Below are 14903 nucleotides of genomic sequence, written 5' to 3'. Positions count from 1 at the left end.
GAGATTACCTTACCGATCTTTTCCCAATTCTGGAAGTGGGAACAAGTGCCAAAATGCTTTCCATAGTACCTTTGATGCAGGGTGGCGGGTTATTTGAAACCGGTGCCGGTGGATCTGCTCCCAAGCACGTTCAGCAGTTTACCAAAGAAAATCACCTGCGCTGGGATTCTTTAGGAGAATTTCTGGCTCTGGCGGCTTCTCTGGAACATATGAGCGATAAAACTAAAAACGAGAAAGCAAAAATTTTGGCAGAAACTCTGAATAAAGCAACCGAGAAATTCCTGGAAAATCGTAAATCTCCCTCACGAAAGGTGAAGGAACTGGATAATCGCGGAAGTCATTTCTATTTAACTTTATACTGGGCAGAAGCTTTGGCACATCAGGATAAAGATAAAAAAATGCAGCACAGCTTCCTGAAACTATATAAACACCTGAAAGCAAATAAGGAGCAGATCAAGGAAGAACTTTCGGAAGTTCAGGGAAAACCTGTTGATATCGGTGGTTATTATAAACCAGACGAATTGAAAGCTGCTAAAGCGATGCGGCCAAGTATCACATTCAACACGATCATCGATCTTTTCAGCACAAAATCGTTGAATTAGAATAGTGATTGATTTTTTAAGTTTATAAAATCAAACCCCTTTTTGATTCACCCTTTACAGGGGGGAGGAAAAAGAAAAAGCAAATTAAAAGCCCTCGAGTTTCGGGGTTTTTTTTTGTTAACCTTGAAAAGGTTTACGAGGATGATACTTTTTAATAAACCTTTTCAAGGTTTCTTACAGCAAAAAAAAATATCCTCTTTTGAGAATGGTGCTTCGAATACTTTCGGTATGAGGTGAGTTAAATTCGTTGTTCTTACGGCTTCGTGTAACTTCGCCGACACAGGTATGAAGGATCTCTTTTGCCGCTGATGAACACGGATTACTTGTTGGGCTTCACGTCTCGTGGAGTCTGAGCATTTACAATTTTTTCGTCTTGAAAATTCCACATATCTGATCGTGGACGATCAGTAAAAACAATAAGTTCAATCGAGACGATTGAACCAACCTCGATACCTTGCGGATGGTCGTTAGACCTCCGCAATGGTTCTGCATCCCTTTCCGACAGCTTCTTTCGCAGATTCTTACAGAAGCTGTCGGAAAGCTCTTTTTCGAGCTCGAGTTTGGAAGAGCAAAGCGAGATTGGTGTTGAGAACGAATCTAATCTTTGTGTTCTGAAGTCCAGTCCACGATTTTGAATTGCCACGTGCTTTAGCTCGTGGAAGAAAAAATAAAAAAAAATTAAATTTTAACCCTCCATTTGGGCTGAAGCCCGTTTTTGTTTTCAAAAATTATCACCCCGAGATAAATCACGGAGCTATTTAAACTTTTTTTTACATCTTGTAAATCAATATAATAACAACTTTTTTTATTTTTTGTTGCAAAAATAAACTCTGTTTTTAAAAGTGAATATTCTAAAAAATATTGGGGATGGTTAATATGGCAAGTCGCACAGAAAGGCAACTACCAAACGATATAAATGCAGAAGCAGCGGTACTTTCTGCCATGATGATAGATAATTTCGTAGTAGCAAAAGCAATCGAAAATCTGGATCCGGAACATTTTTACCGAAAATCTCATGAGATCATTTTTCGAAATATAACAGAATTATTCGAACAGAATACCGAGATCGATATTATTACTCTTATCGATCATTTAAAAACAAATAGTGAATTGGAAAAGGTTGGAGGAGAATCTTTTATCAATGAGCTTTCGGATGTGGTTTTAAGTGGTGCAAACGCCGAATTCCATATTAATATAGTTTTAGAAAAAGCTCTCTTAAGGCAATTGATATCTGCTTCCAATAAGATCATCGAGATAAGTTACAACTCCGACGCACCTGTAGAAGACATAGTCGATGATGCAGAGCAGATGATCTTTAAGATCGCCGAAAGACCAAATAGAAAAGCCTTCCAAAGCATTGCCAAAGTAATTCCCGGAACCATTAAAAATATAGAAGAAACAGCCACGACCAAGAAAAATGTGCATGGTGTTCCTTCCGGTTTTCTGGAATTGGATCGAAAAATTGGTGGTTTTCGTCCTGGTCAGCTGATCGTACTTGCTGCCAGGCCTGCCATGGGAAAAACTTCGTTGGCTCTGAATATCGCATCCAATACAGCTGTTCGATACGATAAAAAAGTTGGGATCTACACAATGGAGATGGAAGCGGAAGAATTATTGATGAGAATTCTGAGTTCAGCTTCGGAAGTGGAAATGGAAAACATGCTGAAAGGCTATGGCATGAACGAGAAGAAACTTCTGCGAATCGCCGGAGCAGCAGAGGTTTTGGCAGAGAAAAGTATTTATATAGATGACAGCGGTTCCAATACTATTTTGGATATTCGTGCCAAAACCCGACGTTTACAAGCAGAAATAAAAGGCCTGGATCTTATTATAATTGACTATCTCCAACTGATGAGCAGCAAAAGAAACAGAGAAAATCGTCAGCAGGAAATTTCTGAGATATCAAGAAATCTAAAAGTTCTGGCAAAAGAGATAAACATTCCAATTATTGCACTTTCACAGCTAAATCGCGGATTGGAAAACAGAGATGATAAACGTCCCAAACTTTCTGACCTCCGTGAATCGGGAGCAATAGAGCAGGATGCTGATATTGTGATGTTCATCTATCGTGATGAAGTATACAACGAAGATACTGAATTCCCTGGCATTGCAGAAGTAATCATAGGAAAAAATCGTCATGGTGCAATCGGAAAAATTGAGATGAAATTTGATGCGCCATTTACTGCCTTCCGAGATTTAAATCAATATGATTAAAAATCTTATAACGATCTTTGGCGAATACGTAAGATTCCAGATAGCGGTTTTTCTGCATCTGACTAAGATCAAGAAACGTTTACCTGAGATTACCATTCAAATGAAACGAATCGGTTTTGATTCGCTCCTGCTGATTTCCATCACCTCCGGTTTTACAGGTTTAGTAACTTCCGTTCAAGCTTCCTATCAAACCAGCGGATATATTCCAGAAAATCTGATTGGTGTTCTGGTGGGAAAGTCTACCATGATAGAATTAGCTCCAGTTCTTACGGGATTAGTTCTAACCGGAAAAGTTGGAGCTTCCATTGCAGCCGAAATAGGAACGATGAAAGTGAGTGAACAACTGGATGCACTCAAAACAATGGCTATCGATCCTATCGATTATATTTACATGCCGCGAATTCTGGCAGGAATTTTAATGTTTCCGATCCTGACGATATTTTCAAATTTCGTAGGTATCTTTGCAGCTTTTCTGCTTTCTGTGGGAAAATACCAGGTAAATGCATTTAGTTTTTTTTCCAATATGCGTGATTTCTTCCTGCCATCCGATCTCTGGGGAGGTTTGGTTAAATCTGTATTTTTTGGTTTGATCATTACCAGTATCGGCTGTTTTACAGGAAGTAAAGCTTCTGGCGGGGCAGAGGGAGTTGGAAAAGTTGCCACTTTAACGGTTGTATATTCAGCTATCTGCATATTGATAATGGATTTTATTGTGGCCTCGATTTTGTTCGGAGGAATGGTATGAGAAACGCAGTAATATTCATTATAATTGGATTATGCTTTTATGGTTGCTTTTGGCAAAAGGAAGAGATTGTCGATTTTCATTCAGATACATTGCACGTTTATGCCACAGAAATTTTTCTGAATGAGGATTTTTACAGTGAAATGTTTCCATTATTTGAAAACATTTTCAATTGTGAAGTTGACACAAAAATTTTTCCCGATGTTTTTGCAATATTAGATTCTTTGAAGAACATTCCTGATAGCTTGCAGAACATCGATATTATTTTTGGCTTAGATAATGTTGTCTATCCTGATATTTACAAGGATAGTCTTTTAATTGCATACGAAGCAAAGAACTTACGCTTTGTAGAAAAAAAAAATTTGATCGATCCAACTTTTCAAACAACACCTGTCAGTTTTTGTCAGATAGGATTCATTTACAATAACTATCAGATAGAAAAAGTTCCCTCGACCTTTGGAGAAATGCAGGATGGTATTTTTAAAGAGAAGATAATTCTAATGAATCCTCGCACTTCCAGTTTGGGAAGAGCAATGCTTATCTGGTCGGTAGCAGCTTTCGGTAGTAATGGCTATGGGCATTTCTGGCGAAGTGTAAAAGAAAATATCTACACAGTTGCCGATAATAATGACGATGCATATAACATGTTTTTAGCTGCACAAGCGCCTTTGGTAATTGGCTACAATACAACACCGGTTTATCATCAGATCATGGAGAATTCGCAGAAATATAAAACAACGATTCCTTCAGAAGGCAGCTACAATTATTATCTTACTGCAGGAATTCATCGTTCTACTCATAATTTGGAAATGTCTCAGAAATTCATTGAATTCATTCTTTCAGAAGATTTTCAAACTTACATTCCCAAACGCATGTGGATGTATCCTGTAAATAAACAAATTGAATTGGGACCAAAATATGAATTATTACCGAAATCTACAAAAGATTATTCAAAAACATTTTCTGATCGTTCGATCAATCGAAACATCTCCGCCTGGCTGAAACGCTGGGAATCGATAATGCTGAAGTAATGGCTGCAAAAACCAATTTCAAAATTGTGCTGTACGAACCAGAAATTCCTGGCAATACAGGAAACATAGGCAGATTGTGCCTTGGCATGAATGCAGAATTGCATCTAATAAAACCCATGAAATTTCTGATAACTGATAAACATCTAAAACGTGCCGGTTTGGATTACTGGCACAAATTAAAATATGAAGTTCATGAAAATTTGGAAGCTTTTTTGAACAAAAATCCTAACTCAAGAATGTTCTGGTGCACCACCAAAAGTGATAATTTGTTTACTGATGTTGATTACAGAAAAGGTGATATCTTCATCTTCGGCCCCGAATCTCGTGGCATTCCAGAAGCGATTCTGCACAAGCACTGGCAAAATACGATCAAAATTCCAATGACAGATAAAATTCGCTCTTTGAATCTTTCCAACAGCGTTGCAGTGATAATGTATGAAGCCTGGAAACAGATTGGTTTTGAGCTTGAGTGACTTTGAGACTTTGAGACTTTGGGAAGATGAGAAGTGGGAGTTAAGAAATCAGAGTGTAAAACCATGACAACCATGACAACCAGCAACCAGCAATCCGGCTTCGCTGATGCAAGAGAAGTAAAAAAAAAGCTACGCCGTGACTTGCCAGCAACAAGAATCCAGCTCCAGAAACTTGCAACAAGTAATTGACAAAAAAGCCCTGCAATTTTCTTTACTTCTATTCATTAATTTATTATGAATATATGTGATTTCTTTAGATTTATGAGGTAATTATGAATTGTGAAAATAAACAAAAAAATCTGGAATATTGTAACTGCACATATTCTTGTGGAAAGAAAGGAACCTGCTGCGAATGTCTGCATTATCATCGCAAAATGCGCCAACTTCCTGCCTGTTTTTTCCCAGCAGATGCCGAAAAAACCTTCAACAGATCTTATAAACATTTTGTAGAGCTATTCAATCAAGGCAAAATATGATGGCATTTTTGAAGCCTGTATTTATCATTTTATGGAATATGCTGCCGGGTTTTCTGGTAACATATCTTATAAAACAGGCTCTTTTTTTCCCAGATAAAGAGAAACGTTTTCCCAATGGAAAGAAAGTTCCTCTTACTCCTGGTTTTGCTTATAAAGCCAAGAATTATCTGATACATAGAATAACCAGATTGGTTCAGGATTTCATCAACGATTCCAGAAATAATGATTCCGAATCCCGCATCAGCAAGTGGGAAAATGATATGTTCCATAAAGCCTGGAATAAGTTTGAACCTATCGAAAATATAAAAATTCTACCACACAAATGGAAAGAGAACATTCGTTTCTTTTTTGCATCGATTATATATCAGCTTACGAAGCAGTTTTTACGCAGTTTTGTACCTTACCTGATGGAGCATTATGAAGTTGAAAAATACATTGAACTTATCGATAAGAAAATAGATATGGATATTATTAAGCATTATTACGAACGCTACATATATCGCTATGTGATGTACGTTGTTTTAGCTATAGGTTTCGTGGTTGGTTTATGGAATGTGATAATTTATTTAATTGTAAAATAGGTGAGTTATGAAAAAGAATGATATTGTATTAATAATTGCGATAATAATTATTGCTTTGTTTATTTATTCAAAATTTGAAAAGCGTGATAATCTTTACGTTCCCGAGCAGTTGAATACCGAGTTTTTTGAACAAGAACCCAAGCAGCAACCGGAAAAGAGCAGTCCTGAAGAACGACAGCAAATGGCGGATGAGATCAGAGTTTCACGTCAAAATTCCATCACCAAGGCTGTTGAACTTATCGAACCTGCTGTGGTTAGTGTAAATGTAATTAAAACCAAAATTGTACGCAGAAGAATGGGATTCTTTTTTGGTTATTACAATGATGTTCCCTATAATGTAAAAAGTCTTGGCTCAGGTGTTTTATTTTCTAAAGACGGTTACATTCTAACCAATGCACACGTGGTGGAAGGAGCTACCGAAATTAAAGTTATCTTGACCGATGACAGGCAATTTGATGGAGAACTTATCGGTGTAGATAGCGTTCATGATGTTGCCGTGGTAAAGATCGAGGGAGAGAATCTTCCCTTTGCAACACTGGGAACTTCCAGCGATCTTATAATTGGAGAATGGGCAATTGCCGTAGGCAATCCGTATGGATTTGTGATAAAAGACAGCAAACCAAGCGTTTCGGTTGGTGTTATATCGGCAGTAAATCGGGATTTTGCAGAAAACAAGGAAGGTAAAGTTTATCGCCGCATGATCCAAACTGATACAGCTATCAATCAGGGAAACAGCGGTGGTCCGCTGGTAAACATTTTCGGCGAAGTAATTGGCTTGAATACATTTATTCTTTCCGAAAGTGGCGGCAGCATTGGAATCGGTTTTTCCATTCCAATAGACAGAGTTAAAAAGATTACCACGGAATTGATAAAATATGGTAAAATTCGTGATATCTGGTTTGGTTTTAAAGTTCAGGATATAAACCCGATGCTGGCACAACATTTTAAACTGGATACAATGGATGGTGTACTGGTAAATTTTGTAGAAGAAGGAGCACCGTCATATAAGGCTGGATTACGAAAAGGTGATATTATCATCGACATAAATGGACAGAAGATCACGAATACCGAAGAAGCTGAACTTTCTGTTACCGATATTTCAGTGGGAGATAAAATTAAAATTATAGCAATTCGAAATGGAAAAGAGATTGATATTTTGATAGATGCAGTTGAGTATAAATAAAATTCTGGAGTTAAAATGAAAAAAATATTTTTGATAATAATTGTGGTGTTAACGATTTTTGGGTGCGGTAAAGTAGCAGTTCAGAAAGATGCAAAATCTCAGGCTGGCAGCGTAAAATCTTACGTGGTAGAAAAAGGTGAGATCACAGTTAAACTGGAAGAAACTGGCGAGATCCAACCAATTAAAGAAATCGAGATCAAATCGAAAATCAGTGGAAAAATAACGAAATTCTTCGTAGAAGAAGGAGATTTTGTAAATAAAGGTGATATCATTGCCGAGATTGAACCGGACTACAACCAGGCAGAAATGATAACACGTGTAAAAAGTACTTTAGAGTTATCGGAACTAAGATTGCGAAATGCTGAGAAGGATCTGCAGGATAAACAAAAGCTTTTTGATCAGAATTTTATTTCTTCTCAGGAACTTGATTCCTATAAAGATGTGGTTGCTGAAGCTCGTATAAACTACAAATCTGCCATTCAGCAATACGATATTATAAAGGAAATTGAAACAGAAGATAATGTTTCAAAAATTATTTCCACAGCTTCTGGAACGGTTATTCAAAAATCGGTGGAAGAAGGTGAGATGGTTGTTTCCAATACCGGATCTTATACAGCTGGAACTGTTATCGTGGTTTTAGCAGACTTAGAAAGAATGGTAGTAAATTCCCGCATCAATGAAGTTGATATTTCTAAAGTCAGCAAAAATCAGAAAGTAGAAATCCAGGTGGATGCATATCCGTATGAAAAATACCAGGGAGAGATCACCAAAATTGCTGCCATGGCAATCAGTTACAACAATGTGAAGGTTTTTCCTGTAGAGATTGAAATATTGAACGTTGATGAGAGATTAAGGCCTGGAATGACAGCCAATATTACAATTATTGGTGAACAGAGGAAAGATATTCTGGTCGTTCCAATCCGCACGATTTTCAGCAGTGATGATAATCAGGATATTGTTTATAAAGTGCAAAACGATACAATTGCCAACAGCGTTGTTGTGAAAACCGGAATTAACAATTTCCAGCAGGTAGAGATAATCGAAGGTTTAGCAGAAGGCGACAGCATTTCTTACAGCGAACCGGTTAAAGATGAAAAGGACTTCGAGTTTAATTTCTAAGTTAAATAGATAGTAAGAGAGTTAAAAAGGTAAATCGGGAGAATAGATGAGCCAGCATATTGCTGAATCAGCAGTTATCGGAAGAAATTCCAAATGGGGTTTTAACTGCATCATCATGGATAATGTCCAGATCGGTAAGGATTGTTTAATTGGACATAATGTTATAATTTACGAAGGAACTACCATTGGCAACGGAGTTCGTATCGAAGATAACACAATCATCGGCAAGAAACCTCTATCATCTCCTCGCAGCATTTTCAAAGTGAAAAAAGATTTGCGTCCTGCAGAAATTGGAGATCTATGCCAGATAGGGGCGAATGTTGTAATTTACTGTCAGGCAAAAGTAGGAAATAATTGTCTTATTGCCGATCTGGCAACCATTCGAGAAAATGTGGAGATCGGTGATTTGAATATTATCGGCAGGAACGTAACGATTGAGAATTTCTGTAAGGTTGGAAACCGCAATAAAATTGAGACAAATGCTTATATTACTGCATACTCTACAATCGAAGATTATTGCTTTGTAGCTCCTGCTGTAGCTACCAGTAATGATAATTTTATGGGGCGAGATAAAGAACGCTTCAATCATTTCAAAGGCGTAACAATAAGAAAAGGCGGCAGAATTGGTGTGAATGCAACCATCCTGCCAGGAAAAACAATCGAAGAAGACGGCATGGTTGCAGGCGGAAGTGTAGTTTCCAAAGATGTAAAGAAAGAAGAAGTCTGGCTTGGTTCACCGGCAAAACCAAAAGCCAGAGTAAAAGAAAAACAATTATTAAAAAATAACTTGGATGAAAAATGAAAGCATTAGTTATAATTCCCACATATAATGAAGCAGAAAATATTAGTTCGATCATTTCTGAAGTATTGAGGCAGGATAAAAACCTTCAAGTTCTGATTGTAGACGATAATTCTCCTGACGGCACTGGAAAAATTGTAAAAGCTTTAATGAAGTCTAATGATCGCATTCATATTCTGGAAAGAGAAGAAAAAAAAGGTTTAGGTCCGGCATACGTAGCAGGTTTCAAATATGCCATCGAGCAGAAATACGATTACATATTCGAGATGGATGCAGATTTCTCTCACGATCCTGCAGAACTACCGGTAATGCTGGAGGAAATCAAGCAAAATGATCTGGTGATAGGTTCGCGATACATTGAAGGAATAAACGTAGTAAACTGGCCGATGCGCCGCTTACTGCTTAGCTTTTTTGCTGCTCATTATGTACAGTTTGTTACCGGTTTACCCGTAAAAGATCCTACCGGTGGATTCAAATGTTTTAGAAGAGAAGTTCTGGAGAAGATAGATCTTGATTCTATTCTTTCCGATGGTTATTCATTTCAGGTGGAAATGAACTTCCGCACCTGGAAACAGGGTTTTAAGATAAAGGAGATTCCTATTGTTTTTACAGATCGCCGCAGCGGGCAATCCAAGATGAGTAAAAAAATTGTAAGGGAAGCGATTTGGATGGTTTGGAAGTTAAAACTAATGTCGCTTCAAAACAAATTATGAATGAGCTCAAAAATCTGAAAATTGAAAAACTGGTTTATAAAGGTTATGGGTTGGGATTCAATGATTCTCAACCTGTTTTTGTTACCTGCGGCCTTCCTGAAGATATTCTGAATGTGAAGACTGAATTCAAAAAAGGAAAAAATTTATTTGCTTCAGTTAAAGAAATCATAAAACCTTCTCCATTTCGCAGGAATGCAGATTGTGAAGTGTTTGGAACCTGTGGTGGTTGTGACTGGCTGAATTTAGAATATTCAAAACAGTTACATTTTAAACAGCAGATAATCGATGAAATATTTTATAATGTTCCAATTAAAAAAAAATTACCGATCATTGGCAGTAAGAAGATAAATTATTATCGGAATAAAAGTTTCTTTCCTGTTGCCAGCCAAACTGGAAAACCAGTTATTGGCATGTTTGCCAAAAGATCTCATGAAGTAATTCCACATGAAAATTGTAAATTGCATCCTAAACTTTTTGATGATGTGAGCAAGGTCTTCATGGAATATGTAACTGCTTCCAAAATAAAGATATATGATGAAAAAACCGGAAAGGGAAGTTTGCGTCATCTGGGAATGCGGTATTCACAGAAAACTGATGAATTGATCGTTGTTGTTGTTTCCAAAAACAGGAAAGTTCCCTTCACAAATCAGCTGGTTCGAGTTCTAAAAGAAAATTTCTCAAATTTAGTAGGAGTGGTTCTTAATATTAATCCGAACAGAACAAATGTAATTTTGGATGATGGTGAAAAAATACTTTTTGGTCGAGATTATATTTTTGAAGAAGTTAATGGTAAGAAATTCAAATTGAATTATAAATCATTTTTTCAGGTGAATTCAGAAATTGCAGCAGAGATGTATGAATTTGTAAAACAACAGCTTGTCAATTCACAAAATATAGTGGATGCTTATTGCGGAGTCGGTTCTATTGGGATATATGTAAAAAGTGTGGGGCAGAAGCTCTGGGGAATCGAGAATAACGAAAATGCAATTCTGGATGCAGAAGAAAATGCGAAGTTAAATAATATTATGGATGCAAACTTTATCTGTGGTAATGTGGAAGAAGAACTGGAAAAAATAGATCATAAAATCGATACAGTTATTTTTGATCCTCCCAGAAAAGGTTTGGAAAGATCGATAATAGAGAAACTGGATGATTCAATTATCAAGATTGTTTATATTAGTTGCGATCCCAATACTCAGAAACGAGATGTAAAAATGATTTTACAAAAAGGTTTCAAGGTTAATTTGATGCAGTCTTTTGATATGTTTCCGCACACGTTTCACATAGAAAACGTGATGGTTTTGGAAAGGTGAAGCATTTTAAATGAAAATAAAACCCCCTCCCAGTAGAATAACCATAGGATTCCACGGGATAAATTTTCATCCCCCTTATCAAGGGGGAGAATAAAGAAATAAAAACTGATAGTTTCCAATTTTGCTCCCTTAAGAAGGGAGCTGTCAAGCGAAGCTGACTGAGGGTTTATGAAAAATACATTTTTATATATAGTTTTTTTGATTACAATTTTTCTGTTTCTTTCATCCTGCGATCTTTCATCACCGAGCGATGTTGATAAAACTCAGATAAAAAATATTTTCGATGAAATTAAAACAGGGTTTAACTTCAATGATCTGAATAAAATTATGTCTCAATATCATCCTGATTTTATACATAATTCCAACGATTGGGATGACGAAGAAATCATCTGGCAGATCAGGTTGAACGATTTTGACAGCTTCGATTTTTCAGCTTTGGAATTTGATTTCAGTGGTGATTTTGCAACCGTTAGTTTTACAATGCAACTGGGCGATGAAACTTCTTCAGAACCTTCTGTAGAATATGGCGATCTCTCCTATTTCTATAAAAGTTTTGATGGTTGGATGATCTGCGGAAATGAATTCTCTGAGTTTTGATTTCTGAAGCTATTCAGCTAAATTCACAATTCCGGGTTGTTTTAGACTAAATATCAGCAGAATGATTGCACCTGCAAGCAAACCAATATCCAGGATCACACCTAATCGTAAAATTCCAATTATTCCATAGAAAAGTCCGAAAACACTTAAAGTAATTCCCCATTTTTTGGAATTGAAATTCCTGAAAAGTAAGCTAAAACCAATTACAATCGACAAAGTAGGGCAGGGAACCAAACCAATTGGAGATGCCACAACGTAAATCAGAGGATTTACATCTATCAGAAAATGAGGATAAATCCAGCCATAAACGATCATTATTATTCCCGTGATTGTTATGAAACCAGGTAGAAAAATAACCTTATGTTTTGGTAATCTTAAGGCATAGATTATAAGCAATATCGACAAGATTAAGAACATCATGAAATTAAATGGATTTTGTGACAAAAGAGCAAACAGGCTTACAGAAAGAAGTGGCAGTGAAAAGAATAATCCCGTAACTTTTTGGAATGGTCGCCAGCCTGATGCTATGAAAATTAATAAGATAAATAATAAAATATGCCAGGCAAGGGCAACGATCATATTCTGGTTTGAAATATTGGTTAATCCTTCAATAATAGTTTCGCTAGTAGGCATTTTTCCTCCTTTTAAATAGTTGACTTCTTAACAATTATTTCACAATAACTCTTGGAATCTCCATTGGCAAACGGGATAGTAATTCGTAGTTAACATAATTTGTAAGTTCAGCAAAAGAAGCGACAGAAATTTTATTTTTTCCCTGCTTGCCTATCAGAACAACCTCATCGCCTTTTCTGGCAGTACCGATATGAGTTACATCTGCCAGCATCATATTCATGTTGATCATACCGATAACAGGTGCTTTTTTACCATGAATCAATACATGACTGCTATTACTGAGGCTGCGACTGTAACCATGATAATAACCTACAGGTATTGTAGCAAATCGCGTTTTACGTCTTGTTAAGTAAGACGTTCCATAGCTGATAAAATTACCTGGTTCAACAATTTTTGTGCTCATAATTTTGCTTTTCCAGCTTAAAATCTGTCGCAGCGGATCTTTGGCAAAGTGATTTTTATCATCCAGGAGATTCTTTATTTTTGTTTCTAATGTGGGCCAAAAGCCATATTGTGCAATTCCAACTCTTACCATTGTCTTATGAGTTTCCGGGTAAAGCAGAGTGGCAGCAGAACTGGCTGCATGAACATATCTGGATATCATGCTTTGTCTTTTCAATTTATTTATCAATCTATTGAAAGTTTTGTGTTGTTTTTGAATTCTATGATAATTCTGAATCGATTCTGCTCCGGCAAAATGCGTACAGATACCTTCTAATATCAAAAATTCATTATTCTCTTTAATTAATTTCAATGCTTGCGAAAGATCTTCTTTTTCTTCGAAACCAGTTCGATTCATTCCAGTTTCCAATTCCAAATGTATTCGAGCAGATTTTCCTACTTCTTTTGCTGCTTTTACAGCATGTTCCAAACGATCCATTTCGAAAACATAGAATGAAATATTATTTTCTATAGCCCATTCCAATTCGTTATTGTCGATCATTCCCATGATCATCAGGTCTGTTTCATCTTTTTTTACAGAAAGAACCTTTTTTGCTTCATGAGCATCATAAACTCCAAAATAATCTATCCCGCAGAATTCTGCCATTGGAACGAAATAGGTGATACCATGACCATAAGCGTTACCTTTGATCACAGAACAAAATTTTACGGATTTAGATAAACGGCTTTTTAAATATTTCAGATTCTTCTTTAATGCATTGTAATCAAGTTCGATGAGGGATGAATTAAACATATTAGTTCCTGTTAATTTCTTTAATTAAATTGTAAAAAACTTTTATTCCTGTAGATAGGATTTCGTTTGGAAAGTCATAATTTGAATTGTGTAGTTGCGGATGATCTTTTCCTGAACCAAGGCCAAAAAATGCTCCTGGAATTTTTTGAGTATAATAAGAAAAGTCTTCCGTCCAGGAAAATGGTGAAGTTTGCCATTGCAGCTTAAATCCAAGTTTTTTTGCTGTATTTTCAATACTTTCTACACAATTATCATCATTGATAAGTGCAGGAAAATATTCCACCCATTCCATGGAAAAATCAAGATTTGATGCTTCTGCAGATTTCTTAACCAAAATTTCTGCCTGCTTTTTCATTTTAATGAGGACTTCATCAGAATGAGCTCGAAAAGTAGCCATGATCGTAGCTTTACCAGGAGAAGTGCCAAAAGCTTCCTCTCCTAAGATCGCATGGATAATGGTAACTAATGCTGCCTGCTGAAATGAAGTGTAAATCTGTGGAATTGCAATAAGATCGTTGACGATAGATGTGAATGCCATCACTGGATTTCGGCCATTTTCGGGATGACCGGCATGTGATGTTTCGCCTTTAAGATGAATTTTGAGTCCGATAGAAGTTGAAGCAAAAATTCCTTTTTTCAAGATAATTTTATTCAATTCAAATCCTGGAAGATTATGTAAAGCAAAGATATAATCAGGTTTTAAATTCAAAAATTTATTATCTTGAATAATTCGTTTTGCACCTGCAGCAATTTCTTCAGCTGGTTGGAAAAGCAGGATTACTTTGCCACACAGTGCTTTTCGATTTTGATCCAATAACTTGGCTAGTCCAATCAGAATTGTCATATGACCATCATGACCACAAGAATGACTGACACCTGATGTTTTACTTTTATATTCAAACTCATTGGATTCAGTTATTGGCAGTGCATCCAATTCCGCTCTGAAAACAATGGTTTTTCCTGGTTTTGTAAAATTGAATACTGCCGCACAACCTTTGCCACCAATATTAGTCATTATTTTGTCTGGATTATAATTAGATAATGTTTCAATGATCTTCGAAGCTGTTTTATCTTCATTATCAGAAAGCTCTGGATTTCTATGTAATTCCTTTCTAAATTTTTTCAAATCTTTATCAATCATAATATTTCCAAATTTTTTAATTTAATATTTAATATGCGGTTAACGCTGTCAATAGTGAATTTGGATAATAAAATAAAGCCCGTCATTTTCA

General features: G+C 36.3%; 16 protein-coding genes. 13 read left to right on the top strand and 3 right to left on the bottom strand.

Features of this window, described 5'->3' with window-relative positions:
* The 13 genes from K9N40_05730 to K9N40_05670 all read left to right on the top strand — a co-directional run.
* The coding region (locus K9N40_05730; GenBank protein MCF7813954.1) for an NADP-dependent isocitrate dehydrogenase at positions 1-602 on the top strand (602 nt) is incomplete at its 5' end.
* Positions 603-1469: 867 nt separating this feature from the next.
* Positions 1470-2816 (top strand): replicative DNA helicase, encoded by a 1347-nt coding sequence (gene dnaB / locus K9N40_05725; GenBank protein ID MCF7813953.1) that lies wholly within the window; start codon positions 1470-1472, stop codon positions 2814-2816.
* Positions 2809-3561, top strand: coding sequence for an ABC transporter permease (locus K9N40_05720; protein ID MCF7813952.1), 753 nt, complete (start codon positions 2809-2811; stop codon positions 3559-3561). The genes dnaB and K9N40_05720 overlap by 8 nt, the downstream gene beginning before the upstream one ends.
* On the top strand, positions 3558-4589 hold the full coding sequence (locus K9N40_05715) for a thiamine ABC transporter substrate-binding protein (GenBank protein ID MCF7813951.1): 1032 nt from the start codon (positions 3558-3560) through the stop codon (positions 4587-4589). Before K9N40_05720 ends, K9N40_05715 begins: the two co-directional genes overlap by 4 nt.
* The gene (locus K9N40_05710; GenBank protein ID MCF7813950.1) at positions 4589-5062 is read left to right on the top strand and encodes a tRNA (cytidine(34)-2'-O)-methyltransferase; all 474 of its coding nucleotides are present in this window, start codon (positions 4589-4591) and stop codon (positions 5060-5062) included. The genes K9N40_05715 and K9N40_05710 overlap by 1 nt, the downstream gene beginning before the upstream one ends.
* Before the next feature lie 272 nt (positions 5063-5334).
* Positions 5335-5538 carry a DUF6485 family protein gene (locus K9N40_05705; GenBank protein MCF7813949.1) on the top strand — a complete coding sequence of 68 codons (204 nt, stop codon included), beginning with the start codon at positions 5335-5337 and terminating at the stop codon, positions 5536-5538.
* On the top strand, positions 5538-6119 hold the full coding sequence (locus K9N40_05700) for a hypothetical protein (GenBank protein ID MCF7813948.1): 582 nt from the start codon (positions 5538-5540) through the stop codon (positions 6117-6119). Before K9N40_05705 ends, K9N40_05700 begins: the two co-directional genes overlap by 1 nt.
* A gap of 7 nt (positions 6120-6126) precedes the next feature.
* A complete protein-coding gene (locus K9N40_05695) occupies positions 6127-7302 on the top strand; it encodes a trypsin-like peptidase domain-containing protein (protein ID MCF7813947.1) in 1176 nt (391 codons plus the stop codon).
* A 15-nt stretch (positions 7303-7317) separates the two neighbouring features.
* Complete coding sequence (locus tag K9N40_05690; GenBank protein ID MCF7813946.1) at positions 7318-8421, top strand: efflux RND transporter periplasmic adaptor subunit; 1104 nt, start codon at positions 7318-7320, stop codon at positions 8419-8421.
* Positions 8422-8467: 46 nt separating this feature from the next.
* Positions 8468-9223, top strand: coding sequence for an N-acetyltransferase (locus K9N40_05685; protein MCF7813945.1), 756 nt, complete (start codon positions 8468-8470; stop codon positions 9221-9223).
* On the top strand, positions 9220-9933 hold the full coding sequence (locus K9N40_05680) for a polyprenol monophosphomannose synthase (protein ID MCF7813944.1): 714 nt from the start codon (positions 9220-9222) through the stop codon (positions 9931-9933). Before K9N40_05685 ends, K9N40_05680 begins: the two co-directional genes overlap by 4 nt.
* Positions 9930-11246, top strand: coding sequence for a 23S rRNA (uracil(1939)-C(5))-methyltransferase RlmD (gene rlmD, locus K9N40_05675; protein ID MCF7813943.1), 1317 nt, complete (start codon positions 9930-9932; stop codon positions 11244-11246). Before K9N40_05680 ends, rlmD begins: the two co-directional genes overlap by 4 nt.
* 168 nt (positions 11247-11414) lie before the next feature.
* Complete coding sequence (locus K9N40_05670) at positions 11415-11843, top strand: nuclear transport factor 2 family protein (GenBank protein MCF7813942.1); 429 nt, start codon at positions 11415-11417, stop codon at positions 11841-11843.
* A 9-nt stretch (positions 11844-11852) separates the two neighbouring features.
* Here the strand turns inward: K9N40_05670 and K9N40_05665 are convergent, their stop codons facing one another.
* The 3 genes from K9N40_05665 to K9N40_05655 are packed head-to-tail and all read right to left on the bottom strand — an operon-like array spanning position 11853 to position 14812.
* On the bottom strand, positions 11853-12476 hold the full coding sequence (locus K9N40_05665; protein MCF7813941.1) for a hypothetical protein: 624 nt from the start codon (positions 12474-12476) through the stop codon (positions 11853-11855).
* A gap of 34 nt (positions 12477-12510) precedes the next feature.
* On the bottom strand, positions 12511-13671 hold the full coding sequence (gene alr, locus K9N40_05660; protein ID MCF7813940.1) for an alanine racemase: 1161 nt from the start codon (positions 13669-13671) through the stop codon (positions 12511-12513).
* Position 13672: 1 nt separating this feature from the next.
* A complete protein-coding gene (locus K9N40_05655) occupies positions 13673-14812 on the bottom strand; it encodes an amidohydrolase (GenBank protein ID MCF7813939.1) in 1140 nt (379 codons plus the stop codon).
* Positions 14813-14903: the final 91 nt, after the last annotated feature.

The organism is Candidatus Cloacimonadota bacterium (assembly GCA_021734245.1).
In the GTDB taxonomy this organism is placed as follows: Bacteria; Cloacimonadota; Cloacimonadia; order Cloacimonadales; family TCS61; genus B137-G9.
The sequence above is the reverse complement of the archived record's forward strand: the minus strand, read 5'-3'. Positions and strand labels throughout refer to the sequence as shown.

Bases quoted from the DNA above. Each gene is read 5' to 3' on its own strand.
- K9N40_05655 (MCF7813939.1), bottom strand. From the start codon at position 14,812: ATGATTGATAAAGATTTGAAAAAATTTAGAAAGGAATTACATAGAAAT.
- dnaB (MCF7813953.1), top strand. From the start codon at position 1,470: ATGGTTAATATGGCAAGTCGCACAGAAAGGCAACTACCAAACGATATA.
- K9N40_05705 (MCF7813949.1), top strand. From the start codon at position 5,335: ATGAATTGTGAAAATAAACAAAAAAATCTGGAATATTGTAACTGCACA.
- K9N40_05685 (MCF7813945.1), top strand. From the start codon at position 8,468: ATGAGCCAGCATATTGCTGAATCAGCAGTTATCGGAAGAAATTCCAAA.
- K9N40_05670 (MCF7813942.1), top strand. From the start codon at position 11,415: ATGAAAAATACATTTTTATATATAGTTTTTTTGATTACAATTTTTCTG.
- K9N40_05665 (MCF7813941.1), bottom strand. From the start codon at position 12,476: ATGCCTACTAGCGAAACTATTATTGAAGGATTAACCAATATTTCAAAC.
- K9N40_05715 (MCF7813951.1), top strand. From the start codon at position 3,558: ATGAGAAACGCAGTAATATTCATTATAATTGGATTATGCTTTTATGGT.
- rlmD (MCF7813943.1), top strand. From the start codon at position 9,930: ATGAATGAGCTCAAAAATCTGAAAATTGAAAAACTGGTTTATAAAGGT.
- K9N40_05695 (MCF7813947.1), top strand. From the start codon at position 6,127: ATGAAAAAGAATGATATTGTATTAATAATTGCGATAATAATTATTGCT.
- K9N40_05690 (MCF7813946.1), top strand. From the start codon at position 7,318: ATGAAAAAAATATTTTTGATAATAATTGTGGTGTTAACGATTTTTGGG.
- K9N40_05700 (MCF7813948.1), top strand. From the start codon at position 5,538: ATGGCATTTTTGAAGCCTGTATTTATCATTTTATGGAATATGCTGCCG.
- K9N40_05720 (MCF7813952.1), top strand. From the start codon at position 2,809: ATGATTAAAAATCTTATAACGATCTTTGGCGAATACGTAAGATTCCAG.
- alr (MCF7813940.1), bottom strand. From the start codon at position 13,671: ATGTTTAATTCATCCCTCATCGAACTTGATTACAATGCATTAAAGAAG.
- K9N40_05680 (MCF7813944.1), top strand. From the start codon at position 9,220: ATGAAAGCATTAGTTATAATTCCCACATATAATGAAGCAGAAAATATT.
- K9N40_05710 (MCF7813950.1), top strand. From the start codon at position 4,589: ATGGCTGCAAAAACCAATTTCAAAATTGTGCTGTACGAACCAGAAATT.